Raw genomic sequence first — 17,479 nt, 5'->3', positions numbered from 1 at the left:
GAGAGGAACCATGTCTACAGAGGAGAAAGAAGAGAAGAAGGCCGCGGCCGGCATTTCGATGGAGGCGCTGACCTCCCTGGATGCGCCGGTCTCGTTCTGGAAGGGCATTCCGTTCGGCTTGCAGCATGTGATGGCGATGTTCGTGGCGAACCTCGCCCCGATCTTCATCGTCGCATCCGCGGCGAAGATGGACGCAGCGCAGTCGGCGGCGGTGATTCAGGCCGGCCTTCTGGTGGCCGGTCTCGGCACCTGCCTGCAGCTGTACGGCGCGTGGCGCATCGGCTCGAGACTGCCGATGGTCACCGGCATCTCGTTCACGTATGTGGCGGCGGCCGTGGCGATCTGCGCGGACAAGGGGTACGGCGCCGTGGTCGGCGCGGTGCTGGTCGGCGGCGTGCTTGAGCTGGTACTGGGCCTGACTGCGAAGTACTGGCGTCGTTTCGTGCCGCCGATCGTCTCCGCGATCGTGGTCACGTCGATCGGCTTCTCGTTGCTCAACGTGGGTGCGACCTCGTTCGGCGGCGGTTCCGGCGCGAAGGACTTCGGTTCGTGGCAGAACCTGACGTTGGGACTGATTTCGCTGGTCGCCTGCCTTGCGTTCCAGCTGCTCATGAAGGGCACCGCCAAGCAGCTGTCCGTACTGTTCGGCCTGGTAGTCGGCTACGTGGTCGCCATCTGCATGGGCAAGGTGGATTTCTCCGGTTTCAGCGGTCTCGCAATCGTGTCCGTGCCGAAGTTCATGCCGTTCACTCCGGTGTTCGACTGGGGGGCGATCATCTCGCTGGGCTTGCTGTACGTCGTCTCCTCGGTCGAGGTGCTTGGTGATACGGCCGCGCTGACGAAGGTGGGGCTGAACCGTCTGCCCACCGAGAAGGAGACCGCGGGCGCGATCGCCGGCGATGGCCTGATCTCGTCCGTCTCCGGCCTGTTCGGCTGCCTGCCGCTGACCTCGTTCGCGCAGAACATCGGTCTGGTGGCGATGACCAAGGTCGTCAACCGCAAGGTGATCCTCTCCGGCGGCCTGATCCTGGTGCTGGCGAGCTTCGTACCCGCCATCGCCGAGGTGTTCAACTCGCTGCCGCAGGCGGTGCTGGGCGGCTGCACAATCATGATGTTCGGCAACATCATCCTCTCCGGCTTCCAGATGATCGCCGAAGCGGGCTTCACCCAGCGCAACATCACCATCGCGGCGCTGAGCCTCACCATCGGCATCGGCTTCACGCAGGTGAGCGACATCTTCGACCAGTTCCCGGCGCTCTTCCAGCAGATCTTCGCCTCGAACTGCATCGCCGTCGCGTTCGTCGTCGCCGTGATCCTCAACGCCGTGCTACCCGGCGAAGAGCACTTCCTCTCCGCTCCCAAGGAGCAGGAGGCATAAACTCGGGGGCATCCCCGCTCGTCCGATTGAACAAACCGTACCCGTAGCACATCGTTCGGGTACGGTTTGTCATCATTCTCTGACGGATCGTACTCGTAACGCATCTACGAGTACGGTCCGTTGAACTTGGTCGACAAACCGTACCCGATGGCCCCTACCAGTGTGCTCCGTTGATACGGCGGCTACATGAATATGAACCATGATTCGACGGTCCATCACCGGCCCACCGGCATGTTCATGTGCATCATGTTCCCTTTTGCCGGATTGAAAAAACGTTGCGAAAACAGCGCGTTTGAACGCACACGCCAAGCGTGGAAGACAAAACGTCAGTCAGAGATGTCGTGAGACAAGGCCATGTCCGTCCAAGACGGCTTCGGGAATGTCATCGCAGTCGTCCAGATCATGCGACTCCATGTAAGTGGCCGCGTCGTCCGCCCACGAATCGACATCCCAGTCGGACGCGGGAAACGGCGAAGCGCCGATATAATCAAGGTGAATGCCTTGATATCCTGAATATCCATGGTGATACCTCACTTAGTCGTGAGGCGTGCATAGATAATACTCGCCTAACAATGGATAGGAGATTTTGAAGCAACCGCATGAACAGGGATTAGGCCCTCTGTTCACGCTTTTTCATTTCAGGAATTCACGCGGATCGCAATCGAGCGCGTCCGCCAGTTTCGCCGCGGTCCCCAGCCAAAGTTGCTCGGCTGGACGCTGCCCGGTCTCGATATCCGAGATGTTCGGCTGCGGCACTCCTGATTTGTCGCTCAGCCGCTGTTGAGTCAGGCCGCGGCGCTGCCTGATCTGTTTGAGTCCCATACCGCCAATTATAGCGGTATGGCTATCTGTCTCGGTTATGTTCACTTGGCTTTCTTGACTCTCAAGAAAGCCGGTTGGCTATATAGTGTCAACAAAATCGGCGTGTCGCAACCATGGCCACGAACACGCCGATAGAAGACAGTCAGAAGGCAATAGCCTCCTCACGCGCCACCTCAGGCGCAACGTCAATATTGCCGTCACACCATCCGATGGTACCGTCAACAGCACGCGCCGTCGCAAAAACCCGAGGGTCAACCAACGACGCATACGCCGGATAGCCCAAATACTTGGACATATCAACAACACCGGAAAAACCATCACGAAACCTCACGGCAACACGATGGCCAGACATCGGCACCGCGTCAGTCACAACAGCGACACCCATGACAACCTCCTCACTTATGATCGAGCGGCGCTATGCCACTCGGCTGCGTATGAGCCTCAACATGACGCCAATTGGCCTCAAGCTCGGACTGCCGCAACGAAGCCCACTTCTTAATGAACCTCGCCTGTTTACGCGGAAAATCCTCACCGTCAACCAACGTGCCATCAAGATGAAACTTGGCGTAAAAACCATTATAGGACGCATGAAAATGCTTATCAGGCCCGTGATCATTGGCATACATGTAAACCACAATGCCATAAAAACGGCTGATACCGCCCATATCGCCACCTTTCAACCGATATCGGCACTAGCTTATCCCGTCCACCTTGGAACACGCCGAACGACACGAAACCGTGCCATCGTGCCTACCGCGCGCCATAAAGACACGCACCAGGCTAGCCGCGCGTTTAACGTCCCGCGGCCGAGACAAAGACCAAGCGCCGCACTAGGCAGCATCACCGTCCGAAGACGGCGGATCAAGCAATTTCCGAGGATTAGACACACGTAAAGCGTCACAAATCTTGCACGCCATCGCCAATGACATGTTCGCCACTGGACGCGCCCCACGCTCCGCATCGGCAATCCGCCCATAGGGGATACCAGCTTTCGCGGCAAGTTCGCGCTGCGTCAATCCTCGCTTCTGCCTGAGTTCTCTCAGTCCCATAACCTCACCTCGCTAACACCGGTGGGGCCAATACTACCCAAAGGGGACGCCGGGACGACGGCGCGCGCCATCCCGGCTAGCATACGATCGGCGTATGTCAGGCGGCGCACTGCGACGGCACTGCCACCACATGCCCGTCATCGTACAGGACGACGACAGTCTCATGGGCCACGCCACAGTGAGCGCACCACGACACACGGCCGATTGCATTGACAATACATGCCATGCTAAACTCCCTTTGTTAGTTCAGACATCCCCGCGCCTTATGACGCGGGGATTTTTTCAGCCCACCTAAATCCGGTGGGCTCTATCATCCATCACGCGACGTGGGGTTTATCCCAGTCCCCCGTTATCTCCGGGGCTATCCAGTCAGGCACATCACAGCGGGACAAGTCAACCGCTCCGCACCCTCAGGTCACGTCACTAGCGGGGACAATTCCATGCCGGCATGGAAATTTTGACAAGGAACACAAGTGCCTTCCCGTCACCATTGCACAGGAAGGCAAACCAAGATGACAGAACAAGAATGACAACCACTCACATTCAGACGAGCGGCGATCCCCGTCCGCCATCCAAACGACAGACCGTACTCGTAGGGCATCCTACGAGTACGATCCGTCAGCAAGAATCGACGGACCGTACCTGAACGCCCTTAACCAGAACGATCCGTTGTCATTGCTCGACAAAACGTACCCGTAGACCACCACTCAAGTACGGTCGGTCGGAAATACTGACAAACCGTACCCAGGCGGGCCTGTCCGGGTACGTTTCGTCGACACGGTGGCTACATGAATATGAACCATGATTCGACGGTCCACCATCTGCCCACTGGCATATTCATGTGCATGAGATATTGCTTGAAGAACACGAACAGCACCGCGTAGACGAGCGCAGCGACGAGGAAGCCGAAGACCAGCCGCTGCACGATGCCGCGGTACCGAACGTCACCGTCATCCGAATCACTGCCAACCCCGTTCACACACCCGTCTATCGCGAACAGCAGCACGAGCACGGCGATCATGATCATCCACACGAAGTCGATCTGGTAGCGGAAGTCGACGCCGGTGATCCGTCCGTCGACGATGAACGACAGCACGGCAGCCACGAGCGCACCGGCGATCAGCCGTCCTGCGGCGAGCCGACGCAGTGCGAACCGCCAGACGAACACGGTGAACAGCAGCATCGCGAACGGCGCGGTCGTCACGAAGTAACCGCCGAACTGCACGTGTTCGGACCGCCATGTGGTCAGCGGCGTCTCGACCGGATTGACGAACGGGAACCGTGCCGTCGTGTACGGCATGCGCAGGAAGTAGTAGTACACGTATGAGAAATACTGGGTGAGCGGCGCATTGAAATGCGTCATGTCGTACCCGGTGAGATTATAGTTCGCGCCGAAGTCGGTGAGTTTGCCGAACCGTGCGAGATTGTACAGGCACTGCGGCACGGCGACCGCCACGAACGGCACCAACGCGAAAGCCCAGACCATAAGCTCGTCGCGCAATCCGGCAAGCGACCGCAATCCCCGCCGCCACAGTCCTGCGATGTCGTCCCAGAACAGCGGGAGCGCGAACACGGCGATCGCCATCACCTGCGGGCGTGAGGCTATCGTCAACGCCACGCACAGCGATCCCGCGGCGAGCAGCGTACGGTTGAGTCCCTGCAGTTTCGCCTCGATCCACAAGGCGACGCCGCACATGGCGAAGAACACGGCCAGCTGCTGCGGCACCTGATACCACAGGCCAAGCTGGATCAGAATCGGCATACCGGTGCCGAGCCCTGCCATGATCACGCCGAGCAGCACGGCACCCAAGCTGACCGTCCGGCCCCGGCGAGCCGCGATGAGCCGCGCGATCTGCACGACGAGCCACGTGGAGGCGATCATGACGAGCGTCACGCAGATCATGATCGCCATGTTCGTGTCGAGCCGGTTGCCGGTGATGAGCTTCCACGGCGCGTACAGCAGCAGCGCCGGCAGCACGCCGAAATACGAGTAGTAGTGGCCGTGATAGAACGCCACGTCGAAGTAGATCGGCGGATCCGGATACGTCAGTCCGATGGCCGCGCGCGCTCGCGTATCGTAGGGGTTGGCCATGGCGGCGAGATGGCTGTTGACCGGATAGTCGAGCCACAGCTGACCGTTCAGCAGGGAGTCGGCGAGCCGCTGGTATTGGTCGGTGGCGTGGAGCGACGCGAATTCCGGCCAGTACAGGGGCGTCGCCTCCTCGAGCGGAGCCGCCTGCATGAAGAAGAACAACGGTATCGCGCAGGCGAGCGCCCCGGCGAGCAGCAGCGGCATCCAGCAGTCGCGAGCCCGCCAGCCGAACCGGCTGAGGTCGAACGGCATGCGATACAGCCGCGAGCGTGGCCGGAACAGGATGATCAGGCCGGCGACCAGCAGTTCGAGCGCGAACCGCAGCATGCTGAAGCGCATGGGTATGCGCGGGTTGGCGATGATTTGGCCGATCGGTATGGTCGCGCCTTCCTCCATCTGGTAGCGCAGGCGCACGTGCGTGGCCTTGCCGCCGACGCGCTGGTATCGCGAGTCTTCGGCGGACGGCGAGTAGCCGACGGTCGCGTTCGCGTCGTACCAGCCGCCGTCGGTGTCCTTGCGTGTGGACAGCTGCCAGCTGACACTATCGTCCTGGCTGGGGTGTTCGGCCGCTGCGTGCGCGATGTACAGGTATTCGATCGGCTGGTTCGTGGAGACGTCGCGCCATGCGTTGTCGGGATTGGTGACGGTGGCCGTGCCGTCGCGGTTGATGAGCAGTCCTTTGCCGGTGCCGTCCTCGTGCATGGTTGTGGGGTGTGCGTTGAGGCTTTGCCAGAACGGCAGGTTGAAGACGAACAGTTCGAGGATGATGATGACGGCGGCGGCGATCAGCGTCGGGCGGATTCGCTTGAGCTTTGGCTTGGTTTCAGTCTGTGCCATGGTCATGCCCTTTTCACCTGCACGGCTGCGGCCGGCACCCGCGTTCCGTGTTGCGTGAACGACGCGACGACGCCCTTGATGTCGATGACATGCGTAACGAACAGTATGCCGGCGTACAGCACGTACATGACGAGGTACACAAGCGCGAGCAGGATGAACCAGCGCGTGTGGAGCAGCGATTCTACCCCGTACATCGCCGCCCACAGCACCACGTTCACGCCGATGGCCGCCCACGTGTGCACGGTCATGACGTCACCGAAGCGGCGCCGCACCTGCACGTACGAAACGCTCATGGTCAGAAACGTCGAGACCATGCTGGATGCGGCCACCGCGACAATGCCGCCGAGCCGTGCGGCGACGATGAACGCGGCGACGACCACCACGAGCGACGCAAGCGACAGGATGTCGGAGAACCGCGTGTCCTTTTCGGCGTTGAGCAGCATGTTGAGCATCACGGTCACGCCCATGAAGAAACTGGACAATGCCAGGCATGACAGCGCGGGCGCGGCGACCGTGTAGTGTTCCGAGTAGAACGAGGCGAGCAGGTCGTTGGCCGATGCGGAGATGATCACGGCGATTGGCAATACGAACGCGAAGGCGAGGGTCGTGAGCATGCGGACCTTGGCGAGCGCTTCGGCTCGGCGTCCCTGCCCGATGAGCCGTGAGGAGACGGGCAGCAGGATGACTGCGAACGCCTGCAGCAGATAGTAGGTGGTCTTGCCGAAGTTCATCGCGCCCGTGTAGTAGCCGGCCATCGCATCGGGCAGCACGGATTTGACGACGAACGTGTCAGCGCTGAGCACGAGCGACGCCATGATGAAGAACAGCGAGAACGACAGTGTCCCGTGCGCTGCGTCATGCCAGCTGATGCGCGGCTTGCCTCGTCCGTCCGCGACGATGCGCGGCCATACGGGCGCGAGCAGGAAGCATCCGAGCACGATGATGACAATCATGGCCGAGCAGTAGCCGATTTCCAGTCCGAGCACAGGGTCGGCTGGGAACAGGAGGATGATGAGCGGTATCGTGCCGAGTTTGACGATCGGGTACAGCGTGGACATGAGCGCGCTTCGGCCGAAGCGTTGCAGACCGTCGTTGATGCCGAGCATCACCACGTACAGGCCGTTCGCGGGCACTAGGAACGCGGCGTACTGGAAGTAACGCTCGATGGTGCGGTCGTGCAGCATCATGCCGAACAGGGGCGCGCCGGCGAAGTCGATGAGGAAGAACACGGCGACGATGCCCGCCTGCACGACCATCGTCCGCAGGATGAGGCTGCGTCCGTCGTACCGGCGTGACGACAGGTTGCGGGCGATGGACTGGCGTGCCCCGTTGCTGACGAACAGGTACTCGAAGTCGAGCAGGGTGATGATCGTGCCGACCACACCGTAGTTTGCGGGCGAGGCGAATCCGCCGAGGAAGAAGTGGATCGCATACCCGCAGACGAAGAACGAGATGTTGCTGATGATATTGGCGATTAGACCACGGTTCATCGGATGCCTCCTTGGGCGGGCACGATTGTGGTGGACATTGCGGTTGGCGTTGGCGACGGTCGCGACGCTGCGGCTGACGCCGGGTCGCCGGGCCACAGCAGGCGCGGCCGTACGCGGTCGGCGCGCAGCAGCGCGATGAGGAACGGGATCATGACCACCGTCCAGATCATGTATCTGGTGGAGGTGGGTTTGAGCGGTATGGAGATGGCGTTGGCGAGCAGCGAGAGCAGCGACCAGACGAGCGGCACGGCGAACATGGCGTACGGTCCGTTCGATTGGCGGCGGTCCGACGCCGTGACGTCCGCGCGGCCGTGCGCCGGCGCGGTGTCACGTCGGCGACGTGGCCGCACCCGCCGGAACGGCGACAGCGACCGCACCGTGCGCATCCGGCAGAACACGAGGAACATGGGCAGCAGGAACGTCCACACCGCCGTGAGTGTGGCGATGCCGAGCACCGGCGTGGAGCACCATGCACGCCACAGGGCGTCGGCGCCTGCGCGATACAGGCCGTCTTCGCGGTAGCCGGGCAGCAGGCGGAACACGGGACTGTACGAGTCGTCGATCTGGAATTTCATGCGGTTCGCCGTCGCCTGGTCGGCGGTGGCGGCGAGGTCACCTAGGTGTATGGGGTGGCCGGTGCCGTCGATGGGCGTGCGCGTGAGGCTGAACCATCCTGATTCGAGCGCTGCATAGCCGTTGAAGTAGGCGTCCGGGTGCCGCAGTCCCATGGACAGCCATGCGGCCAGGTATGGGCCGACGCCGTGGGGATCGCGCAGCGAATACTGGATGATCGGGTCGGCGAGATACGGGTTGTACGCTTCGGCCATGTCCTCCACCGGCACATGGTTGACCGCGTCGATGGCCTGTCGTTCGCTCGTGGTGATGTCGTCGGGACGGTCGGTGACGTACCGTGCCGTCATCTGCATCGGCACGACCATGATCTGGTTCGCGTCGTCCTTACGCACCTGCAGCAATGTGGACACGGCCGCAGGGAACACGGCGAACGCGACTGCCGCCGTCAGGACCGTCACGACGAGCGCGCGCACGCACAGGCTGCGGCGCCCGGCTGTGTCACGACGGCGTGCGAGCGGCAGCAACGCGAGCGACAGGATGGTGATGTACAGTCCCGTCATCGTGGTCAGCGCGCACAGCGCCGACATGACGACGAACGCGGCGCAGAACCGCGGCGAGCGCAACGCCGACAGCCGCGTCCGCACAACTTCTGTGTAGAGGAGCATCCACGGCACGAGCACGACCATGTGCAGGGTCTCTTTGACGAGCGACATCATCAGAATCGGCAGTGCGGGGTACAGCGCGAACAAGAGGAACATGGCCGCCGCCGTGACGCGTCCGGCCCCCACGTGCCGCGCATAGACGACGACCGCGGCAAGGCCGAGCGCGCTGGCCGTCACCTGCAGCAGCGTGAGCACGGCGAGGCCGGCTCGCATGTCGCCCATCCACGTGCCGAACCGTGCGAACATGCCGAACACGAGCGTGTCCAATACGGGATGATGCGCCGACAAGGTGCCCGGCAGGCTCCCGCGCACGGACAGGCCATAGTATTGCGCGATCTGCTCCCCCGTGTCATACCAGACCGTGCCGGGGAACATCATGATGATGATCGGGCTCCAGCACAGCAGCAGGACCGCCGCGACCAGCAGCCATCGCACGGTCGTCGGCAGAGCCGACCATCGTGCGTCCGCACGATTCAGCCGCTCCCCCAGGTGCCGCAACGGCGTACGCAAGCGTCGCAGGGCGCACAACAGACGCTGATGCCGAGCCGCCGCGCCGCGGATGCGATCGTTGAAGAAGTCGCCGGCAACCGGATGAGGTTCCGTTTCGTGACGTTCTGTTTCGTGACGTTCTGATTCACGACGTGTCATGCCGACCAGTGACTCGCCGATGGTGTACAGGATCGTCAATGTCACGGCGAGCAGCACCGTCCGGACGGCAAGCCATACGTCGAACGGCGCCAACGTAGCGCGTGTGGCCGCGTTGCCGGCCATGGTGACGACGAGGGACACGACGGCGCAAAGCACGCACTGCGCCGCTCGAGGCGGTCGGAACCTCGTCTGTATCATGGTTACGACGATAGGCGATTGCGCCATCGGCCGCCGCGCATGTCACCTACTGTTCATCGAGATGCGGGTGAGCGGTAACGCGCAACCCGTGAACGTGATGTCGTGTTCAGTCCGGGTTCACCGCCGCACGCCCCGCACGCGGCGCCGGTTTCTACGTAACGCAAGGCGCGCGGGGCGGAAGGGAGCACGCTCAGCTGTTCTCCATGACGATGCCGTCGATCACGTCGGCGACATGCTCGCAGTCGTCGGCGCACCGTTCGAGCTGCTCGTACACCTCATGCCAGCCGATCACCTGCATCGGGTCGTCGCATGTGGTGTGCAGCGTGCGCATCGCCTCGACGAACAGCTGGTCGGCGTCCTGCTCGCTCTTGTTGACCGAGAACACGCGTTCGCGCAACGTCTTCGAGCGTTTGAACCGGGGCAGCTCATCCGTCAGGTCGCGGATCTGCTCGCAGGCGTGGACGACGACATCGGTGAGCTCGATTGCGTCGGGACGCGCCTGCAGCACGTTGTCGTAGTACATGCGGTGCAACGCGCCTTCGATATGGTCGGTGATGTCGTCGAGCGCGCTGCTGAGCCGGGCGATGTCGTCACGGTCGAACGGGGTGATGAACGCGGTCACCAGCTCGTCCATGATGCCGTGCCTGACCTCGTCGGCGGACTGTTCTATGCGGTGCATGGCCTCCATGTGGTCGCGCAGCCGGGCGGGATCGTACTGGTGCATGACGTCGGAGAGCAGATGCGCCGCCTGGCAGGCGTAGTCCGCGCTGCGACGGAATCCGTCGAAATAGAACGAGTCGTTTTTGCGGGCCATTGCGCGTGGTTCCTTTCTTCGCGTCGGAGCGAGGGTTCGGTGGGTGTGGGTTGCTTGGGATGGATGATTACTGGATGGTTGTTGGACGACTGACGTCGCTGTGCGGCGGTCCGTCAGAACAGGAACATGAACAGTTTCGCCATGACGAAGCTGATGATGCCGCATCCGGGGAATGTGAACACCCAGGTGAGCATCATGTCGCGCACGACGGCGAAGTTGATGGCCGACAGACGTCGCACCGCGCCGACTCCCATGATGGCGCTGGTCTTCGTGTGCGTGGTGGATACGGGGATGCCGAGCACGGTCATGACCAGCAGGCACACCGCGCTGGACAGGTCTGCTGAGAATCCTTGGTATTTTTCGAGCCGGACCATATCCATACCGACCGACTTGATGATCTTCTCGCCGCCGACGCTAGTGCCGACGCCCATGATAGTGCTGCACAGGATCATCAGCCAGACGGGGATCAGCACGCCGGCGACGCTGGATTGCCCGTTGCAGAACGCCATGCCGAGGAACAGCACGCCGATGAATTTCTGACCGTCCTGTGCGCCGTGCATGAAGCTGTTCGCCGCGGCGCCCGCGATTTGCGCGTAGGTGAAGAACCCGTTCGCCCGCCGTCGGTCGAGACCTGCGCATATCAGGGTGACGGCCTTGCAGACCAGCCATCCGATGCCGAATCCGAGGAGCAGGCTGGCGACCAGCCCGTAGAGGACCTTCACCCACTCCCCCATGTTGATGCCCGCGATGCCGCCCTGGATGGCGATCGCCGCGCCGGACAGGCCTGCGATGAGGCTGTGGCTTTCGGATGTGGGGATGCCGAGCATCGACGCGCCGACGCTATAGACGACGATGGAGAACAGTGCGGCGCACAGTGCGATGAGCGCCGCATGCGTGTCCGTGCCGAAGTCGACCATGTTGCTGATGGTGGAGGCGACTGACGCGTTGAAATGCGTCATGAGGAACACGCCGAAGAAGTTGAACACGGCCGCCATGATGACCGCCGGCCTCACCCGCAGGCATCGGGTGGTGACGCAGGTGGCGATGGCGTTCGGCGCGTCGGTCCAGCCGTTGACGAAGATGACGCCGAGCGTCAGCAACGTTGTGACGGCGAGTGCAGGGTTGGAGACTACCTGTTGGATGAAATGGGACAGCGTAACGTCCACGGGCGATCATCACCTTCTTCGTCGAGGGCCGACACGAAACAAGAATGATTATAGCGAAGAACGGCTACGTAGTTCGCCAAGTATGTCGCGTGTCGTGACGAAAAGGACGTCAGATGCTGAATGTGATATGCGAGTGCGGTATGTGTTGCGCACAGCTCCGCATATACGAGTGGGCCCCTCGAAGCCGAAGCTTCGAGGGGCCCACTACGCGTTCAGGCCGATCCGGTCAGAACGTCATCACTCGTTGTCGCCAGCGGTGGCGGCGGTGGCGGTGACGGCGCCCTTCTCGGAGGTGTTCAGGCCGGAGTACACCCAGTCGGTGTAATCCGGGTGATCGTAGCCCTTGTCGACCGCGAACTGGAAGGCTTCCTGGCGGAACTTCTCGAGCTCGTCGATCTTGGCGGCGTACTTCTCGGCGTCGATCATGCGCAGAGCCTCAGCGGTCAGCTCGTAGCGATCGATCTCGTTCACGCGAACCATGTCGTACGGGGTGGTGGTGGAGCCCTCCTCCTCGTAGCCGTGGACGTTGAAGTTGTCGTGGTTCGGGCGATCGTAGATCAGGCCGCGCACGTCGTGAGCGTAGGAGTGGTACGCGAACAGCACCGGCTTGTCGGCGGTGAAGATGTCGGCGAACTCCTCGTCGGACAGGGCCTCGTCGTTCTCCTTGGCGGACTGCAGGGAGAGCAGGTCAACCACGTTGACGACCTTGAACTTGATGCCGAGCTCCTTGAGCTTGTCGGAGGCGGCCATGATCTCCTGGGTCGGGACATCGCCGGCGGCGGCAAGCACGATCTCAGCCTCGTCGTTGGACTTCGCGGTGGAGGCCCAATCCCAAGCGGCGGCACCCTTCTCGAGCTCGGCGCGAGCCTCGTCGAGGGACAGCCACGTGGCGGCCGGCTGCTTGCCGGCGATGATGGCGTTGATCTTGTTGGTGGACTTGTAGCACTTCTCGGCGATGGCCAGCAGCATGTTCGCATCGGTGGCGAAGTAGATGCCGATGACGTGATCGTTGTGGAAGCACTTGTTCAGCAGCAGGGAGGTGACACCCGGATCCTGGTGCGAGAAGCCGTTGTGGTCCTGACGCCACACGTGAGAGGACACGAGCAGGTTCATGGACGCGATCGGCTTACGCCACGGGATCTCGCGGACGGTCGCCTCGAGCCACTTGGCGTGCTGGTTGAGCATGGAGTCGATCACGTGCACGAAGGACTCGTAGGAGCTCCAGATGCCGTGACGGCCGGTGAGGAGGTAGCCCTCGAGGAAGCCTTCCATCTGGTGCTCGGACAGCTGCTCGACGACCTGGCCGGAGACGTGCATGTGCTCGTCGACCTCATCGGAGATGTAGCCGGCATCCCACTGCTTGTTGGTGACCTCGTAGGAAGCCTGCAGACGGTTGGAAGCGGTCTCATCCGGTCCGAAGATGCGGAAGTCGTGCGGGTTGTTCTTGATGACGTCGCGGGTGTAGACGCCGAGACGACGGGTGGCCTCGAGCTGGCCCCAGCCGTGGCCGTACTTCTCGACTTCCTTGACGGCGTAGTCCTCGATGTTCGGGAGCTTCAGGTCGTCGCGGATCACACCACCGTTGGCGTTCGGGTTGGCGCCGATGCGCAGCTCGCCCTTAGGCATGAACGCGGTGACGTCGGCCTTCACAGCGCCGGTCTCGTCGAACAGCTCTTCCGGCTTGTAGGACTCGAGCCAGTTCTTGAGGACCTCGAAGTGTGCCTCGGTGTCGCGGGCGGAAGCCAGCGGGACCTGGTGAGAACGCCAGGAGCCCTCGGTCTTCTTGCCGTCGATGTACTTCGGGCAGGTCCAACCCTTCGGGGTGCGGAAGATCAGCATCGGGTAGAACGGACGGTGCACGTTGTCCGTCTGCGCGGTGGCCTTGATGTCGCAGATCTCGTCCCAGATGGTCTCCCACAGCTCGGCGAAGCGGCGGTGGATGGACATGTGGTCCTCATCGTCGAAGCCGGCGACGAACTCGTACGGCTCGTAGCCCATGCCGTGGAAGAACTCGTGGAGCTCCTCGTCGGAGATGCGGGACAGGATGGTCGGGTTGGCGATCTTGTAGCCGTTGAGGTGCAGGATCGGCAGCACGATACCATCGGTGCGCGGGTTCACGAGCTTGTTGGACTGCCAACCGGTGGCCAGCGGGCCGGTCTCGGCCTCGCCATCACCGACGATGGCCGGCACGAACAGGCTCGGGTTGTCCATGATGGCGCCGTAGGCGTGGGACAGGGCGTAACCCAGCTCGCCACCCTCGTGGATGGAGCCCGGGGTCTCCGGAGCGAAGTGGGACGGGATGCCGCCCGGGTAGGAGAACTGACGGAAGAACTTCTGCAGACCAGCCTCGTCCTTGGTGATCTTCGGGAAGGTCTCGGTGTAGGTGCCGTCCAGGTAGGACTGCGAGGTACCGGCCGGGCCACCGTGGCCCGGGCCCATGATGATCACGGTGTTCTGGCCGTGGTCGGCGATGAAGCGGTTGATGTGACCGATCAGGAAGTTCAGGCCGGGGGTGGTGCCCCAGTGGCCGACCAGACGGTGCTTCACGTCCTCGCGGGTGAAGGGCTCCTTCATCAGCGGGTTGCTACGCAGGTAGATCTGGCCGATGGAGAGGTAGTTGGCAGCACGCCAGTACTTATCCACGCCTTCCAGAGCTTCCTCGGAAACCGGAGCGTTCAGCTTCTTCCAAGGGGTGCCAATAACAGGACTCGTCATGTGTACTCCTGTACTCCTGCACAATGATGTGCAATTGATTATTATCGTTCGGTCATGAATGCCATGGAACCTTGCGATTCCGGGCTCTTCAATCCCAATCGTTGACCATGGTACGTTGAGAGCACGACTTATGGCAGCTTTTTTGCGCCTATGTTCGGAAATGTTTGATTAATTTGATGAATTATGAGTGAATCATTGATTCATTTTCATGCAAAAACCGGTATCCAACCGCTGAATAACGCTGTTTTTTCAGCCCATTTCGGCTAGTTCGCCGGAATTTTTCGCGCTGCGGGGCATCATACGCCATGCGGCGTGTTGTGTGTGTTAACGGCGTTAATTGTTCGTTTTTGTTCGTTTTTGACGGTGCCGGCGCGAGTCCGCGAAACCCCCGCCCCGCACGGCGGTCGCGACGCCCCGCCGCCCGCCCCGCCTTTGTCTGCTCGCACGGTCACAATGGAGACACCTCATTGTCCGATAGTTCTATAGTCAGTGGCGGCCGTCGGCAACCATGACGCCCGCCGCAAGGAGGAAACCCATGCCACAAGGCCCGGTGCTCGTCGTCGATTTCGGCGCCCAGTACGCCCAGCTCATCGCCAGGCGAGTTCGCGAAGCGCACGTCTACTCCGAACTCGTCCCCCACTCCATGCCCGTCGAGGAGATGCTCGCCAAGGATCCCAAGGCCATCATCCTGTCCGGCGGCCCGGCGTCCGTGTTCGAGCCCGGCGCCCCCAAGGTCGACGAGAAGCTGTTCGAGGCGGGCGTCCCCGTGCTCGGCATCTGCTACGGATTCCAGGCCATGGCGTACGCGCTCGGCGCCGACGTCGACAAGGCCGCCCTCGGCGAATACGGCAAGACCGACACCGTCATCGACCACGCCGACGGCATCCTCGCCGGCTCCCCCGCCGACCAGAGCACCTGGATGAGCCACGGCGTCGCCGTCAAGACCGCCCCCGCAGGCTTCGAAGTGCTCGCCCACACGGAAGGCGCGCCCGTCGCCGCCATGGAGGACGAGTCCCGCAAGCTCTACGGCGTGCAGTGGCACCCGGAGGTCAAGCACACCCCGCTCGGCCAGAACCTCATCGAGAACTTCCTGCACAAGTGCGCCGGCCTCGAGGACGACTGGAACGCCTCCAGCATCATCGACGACCAGGTCAAGAAAATCCGCGAGAAGGTCGGCGACGCCGAAGTCATCTGCGGCCTGTCCGGTGGCGTGGACTCCGCCGTCGCCGCCGCCCTCGTCCACAAGGCCATCGGCGACCAGCTCACCTGCGTGTTCGTCGACCACGGTCTGCTGCGCAAGGGCGAAGTCGAGCAGGTCAAGCACGACTTCGTCGCCGCCACCGGCATCCGCCTGATCACCGTCGACGCCGCCGACGACTTCCTCGACGCCCTCAAGGGTGTCTCCGAGCCCGAACGCAAGCGCAAGATCATCGGCGAAAAGTTCATCCGCACCTTTGAAAAGGCCCAGCAGCAGGTCCTCGAAGAGGCCGGCGCCCGCGGCAAGGAAGTCAAGTTCCTCGTGCAGGGCACGCTGTACCCGGACGTCGTCGAATCCGGCGGCGGCGACGGCGCGGCCAACATCAAGAGCCACCACAACGTCGGCGGCCTGCCCAAGGACATCAAGTTCCAGCTCATCGAGCCGCTGCGCACCCTGTTCAAGGACGAGGTCCGCGCCATCGGCACCGAGCTCGGCCTGCCCGACGCCATCGTCTGGCGCCAGCCGTTCCCCGGCCCCGGCCTCGGCATCCGCATCGTCGGCGAGATCACGCGCGAACGCCTCGACGTGCTGCGCGAAGCCGACGCCATCGCCCGCGAGGAGCTCACCAAGGCCGGCCTCGACCGCGACATCTGGCAGTGCCCCGTGGTGCTGCTGGCTGACGTCCACTCCGTCGGTGTCCAGGGCGACGAGCGCACCTACGGCTCCCCCATCGTCCTGCGCCCCGTCAGCTCCGAGGACGCCATGACCGCCGACTGGTCTCGCGTCCCCTACGACGTGCTCGCCACGATCTCCACGCGCATCACCAACGAATGCCGCCAGATCAACCGAGTCGTCCTGGACTGCACCTCCAAGCCCCCGGCAACCATCGAATGGGAGTGATTGGATAACGGAGCGTCCTCGGCGTTGCTCCTCGGTCGACGTACTGAGTACGCCTTCCCTCGGTGCGCCTTGAGGACGCACACGTTATCCAAACACTCCGGTGAATGCGGTAACGCTTAATATCCCCCGAGCAGTGGGCCGAACCGGTAACGGTTCCGGCCCACTGCTCATATAGGGCGGCAATCCCATCGAAGGACACCGGGTATGGATCAACATGCGGGTCATATCCACGAGCGCTGTCGCCGTGGCGTCCGTTTCCAGCTGGAATCCGACTGCTACTAGTGGAAAACGGACGCAAAACAGCACTCCAGCGTCCGTTTTCCACTTGAAGAAGCGGACTTCTATTCGGAAACGGACGCCAACAGGCCGATTTGCGTCCGTTTCCGAATAGAACCCCGCCGGTCATGGTCGCAAACGGACGGGTTAGCGCCCGAACCGTTAAGCCCTTCCTCACCACACAAGACAGAAGACATCCCGTGTCAGACGCAAGAGACCCAAATGTGGACCTTCACCCAAGACCGGTTGCCACAACTTGCGGATTCGGGCCATTTTCGCAAGTTGTGGCAATGAATGGAATGACCTGCTGAATTGTACGGCAAGTTACCAGGACGTATAACGCGTCATGCGTGAAAATCACTGAGCATACAGCTCAAACAAGAGATCAGAGGCTTCCACTCCATCAATCCTGTCGATGATTCTGTTCAATGCATCAATCTTCGTAGACGTTGCCGAGCCCGGGGATAACGCCCGAAGTTTTGCGCACTTTGGTTCTGGCTTGGGTTGAGAACATGGCCCGTGTCCTGTGTACGATTTTCAGTCGCCAAACATAGAAAACCGCGATTGGAAGCGAGGACACAAGCCATGTCACAGCAGATTCTACAGGTCGACCAGGCCATGCTCGAGACCACCTTGGACCGGATGGTCAGGAAGACGGTCG

Annotated in this window: 12 protein-coding genes; 2 read left to right on the top strand and 10 right to left on the bottom strand. The window is 62.0% G+C overall.

Annotated features, from left to right (window positions below; translation table 11 throughout):
- Positions 1 to 10: 10 nt before the first annotated feature.
- Complete coding sequence (locus F7D09_RS00885) at positions 11 to 1,378, top strand: nucleobase:cation symporter-2 family protein (RefSeq protein WP_152233564.1); 1,368 nt, start codon at positions 11 to 13, stop codon at positions 1,376 to 1,378.
- Between the two features lie 633 nt (positions 1,379 to 2,011).
- Here the strand turns inward: F7D09_RS00885 and F7D09_RS00880 are convergent.
- The 10 genes from F7D09_RS00880 to F7D09_RS00835 form a co-directional block, all read right to left on the bottom strand.
- On the bottom strand, positions 2,012 to 2,200 hold the full coding sequence (locus F7D09_RS00880; protein ID WP_152233563.1) for a helix-turn-helix domain-containing protein: 189 nt from the start codon (positions 2,198 to 2,200) through the stop codon (positions 2,012 to 2,014).
- Between the two features lie 142 nt (positions 2,201 to 2,342).
- A complete protein-coding gene (locus F7D09_RS00875) occupies positions 2,343 to 2,585 on the bottom strand; it encodes a DUF2442 domain-containing protein (RefSeq protein WP_152233562.1) in 243 nt (80 codons plus the stop codon).
- A 10-nt stretch (positions 2,586 to 2,595) separates the two neighbouring features.
- Positions 2,596 to 2,865 carry a DUF4160 domain-containing protein gene (locus tag F7D09_RS00870; RefSeq protein WP_152233561.1) on the bottom strand — a complete coding sequence of 90 codons (270 nt, stop codon included), beginning with the start codon at positions 2,863 to 2,865 and terminating at the stop codon, positions 2,596 to 2,598.
- Between the two features lie 165 nt (positions 2,866 to 3,030).
- Complete coding sequence (locus F7D09_RS00865; protein ID WP_152233560.1) at positions 3,031 to 3,249, bottom strand: helix-turn-helix domain-containing protein; 219 nt, start codon at positions 3,247 to 3,249, stop codon at positions 3,031 to 3,033.
- 784 nt (positions 3,250 to 4,033) lie between these two features.
- Positions 4,034 to 6,178, bottom strand: a complete 2,145-nt coding sequence (locus F7D09_RS00860; protein ID WP_152233559.1) for a hypothetical protein — start codon at positions 6,176 to 6,178, stop codon at positions 4,034 to 4,036.
- A 2-nt stretch (positions 6,179 to 6,180) separates the two neighbouring features.
- Positions 6,181 to 7,668: a lipopolysaccharide biosynthesis protein gene (locus F7D09_RS00855; protein ID WP_152233558.1), complete on the bottom strand. Its 1,488-nt coding sequence runs from the start codon at positions 7,666 to 7,668 to the stop codon at positions 6,181 to 6,183.
- Positions 7,665 to 9,749, bottom strand: a complete 2,085-nt coding sequence (locus F7D09_RS00850; protein WP_152233557.1) for a DUF6020 family protein — start codon at positions 9,747 to 9,749, stop codon at positions 7,665 to 7,667. The genes F7D09_RS00855 and F7D09_RS00850 overlap by 4 nt, the downstream gene beginning before the upstream one ends.
- A gap of 190 nt (positions 9,750 to 9,939) precedes the next feature.
- Positions 9,940 to 10,563 carry a DUF47 domain-containing protein gene (locus tag F7D09_RS00845; RefSeq protein ID WP_152233556.1) on the bottom strand — a complete coding sequence of 208 codons (624 nt, stop codon included), beginning with the start codon at positions 10,561 to 10,563 and terminating at the stop codon, positions 9,940 to 9,942.
- Between the two features lie 113 nt (positions 10,564 to 10,676).
- Positions 10,677 to 11,729 (bottom strand): inorganic phosphate transporter, encoded by a 1,053-nt coding sequence (locus F7D09_RS00840; protein WP_152233555.1) that lies wholly within the window; start codon positions 11,727 to 11,729, stop codon positions 10,677 to 10,679.
- A 237-nt stretch (positions 11,730 to 11,966) separates the two neighbouring features.
- Positions 11,967 to 14,444, bottom strand: a complete 2,478-nt coding sequence (locus F7D09_RS00835; RefSeq protein ID WP_152233554.1) for a phosphoketolase — start codon at positions 14,442 to 14,444, stop codon at positions 11,967 to 11,969.
- A gap of 535 nt (positions 14,445 to 14,979) precedes the next feature.
- Between F7D09_RS00835 and guaA the strand changes: the two genes are divergently transcribed.
- Entirely contained in the window at positions 14,980 to 16,542 is a 1,563-nt protein-coding gene (gene guaA, locus F7D09_RS00830; protein WP_152233553.1) for a glutamine-hydrolyzing GMP synthase, read from the top strand.
- Positions 16,543 to 17,479: the final 937 nt, after the last annotated feature.

This window comes from Bifidobacterium leontopitheci, from assembly GCF_009193355.1.
GTDB classification, from domain to species: Bacteria; Actinomycetota; Actinomycetes; order Actinomycetales; family Bifidobacteriaceae; genus Bifidobacterium; species Bifidobacterium leontopitheci.
This window is presented reverse-complemented; position numbering and strand designations above follow the sequence as displayed.

Coding starts and splice junctions, on each gene's coding strand:
- F7D09_RS00850 (WP_152233557.1), bottom strand. CDS start 9,749: ATGATACAGACGAGGTTCCGACCGCCTCGAGCGGCGCAGTGCGTGCTT.
- F7D09_RS00865 (WP_152233560.1), bottom strand. CDS start 3,249: ATGGGACTGAGAGAACTCAGGCAGAAGCGAGGATTGACGCAGCGCGAA.
- F7D09_RS00885 (WP_152233564.1), top strand. CDS start 11: ATGTCTACAGAGGAGAAAGAAGAGAAGAAGGCCGCGGCCGGCATTTCG.
- F7D09_RS00855 (WP_152233558.1), bottom strand. CDS start 7,668: ATGAACCGTGGTCTAATCGCCAATATCATCAGCAACATCTCGTTCTTC.
- guaA (WP_152233553.1), top strand. CDS start 14,980: ATGCCACAAGGCCCGGTGCTCGTCGTCGATTTCGGCGCCCAGTACGCC.
- F7D09_RS00870 (WP_152233561.1), bottom strand. CDS start 2,865: ATGGGCGGTATCAGCCGTTTTTATGGCATTGTGGTTTACATGTATGCC.
- F7D09_RS00875 (WP_152233562.1), bottom strand. CDS start 2,585: ATGGGTGTCGCTGTTGTGACTGACGCGGTGCCGATGTCTGGCCATCGT.
- F7D09_RS00880 (WP_152233563.1), bottom strand. CDS start 2,200: ATGGGACTCAAACAGATCAGGCAGCGCCGCGGCCTGACTCAACAGCGG.
- F7D09_RS00835 (WP_152233554.1), bottom strand. CDS start 14,444: ATGACGAGTCCTGTTATTGGCACCCCTTGGAAGAAGCTGAACGCTCCG.
- F7D09_RS00860 (WP_152233559.1), bottom strand. CDS start 6,178: ATGGCACAGACTGAAACCAAGCCAAAGCTCAAGCGAATCCGCCCGACG.
- F7D09_RS00845 (WP_152233556.1), bottom strand. CDS start 10,563: ATGGCCCGCAAAAACGACTCGTTCTATTTCGACGGATTCCGTCGCAGC.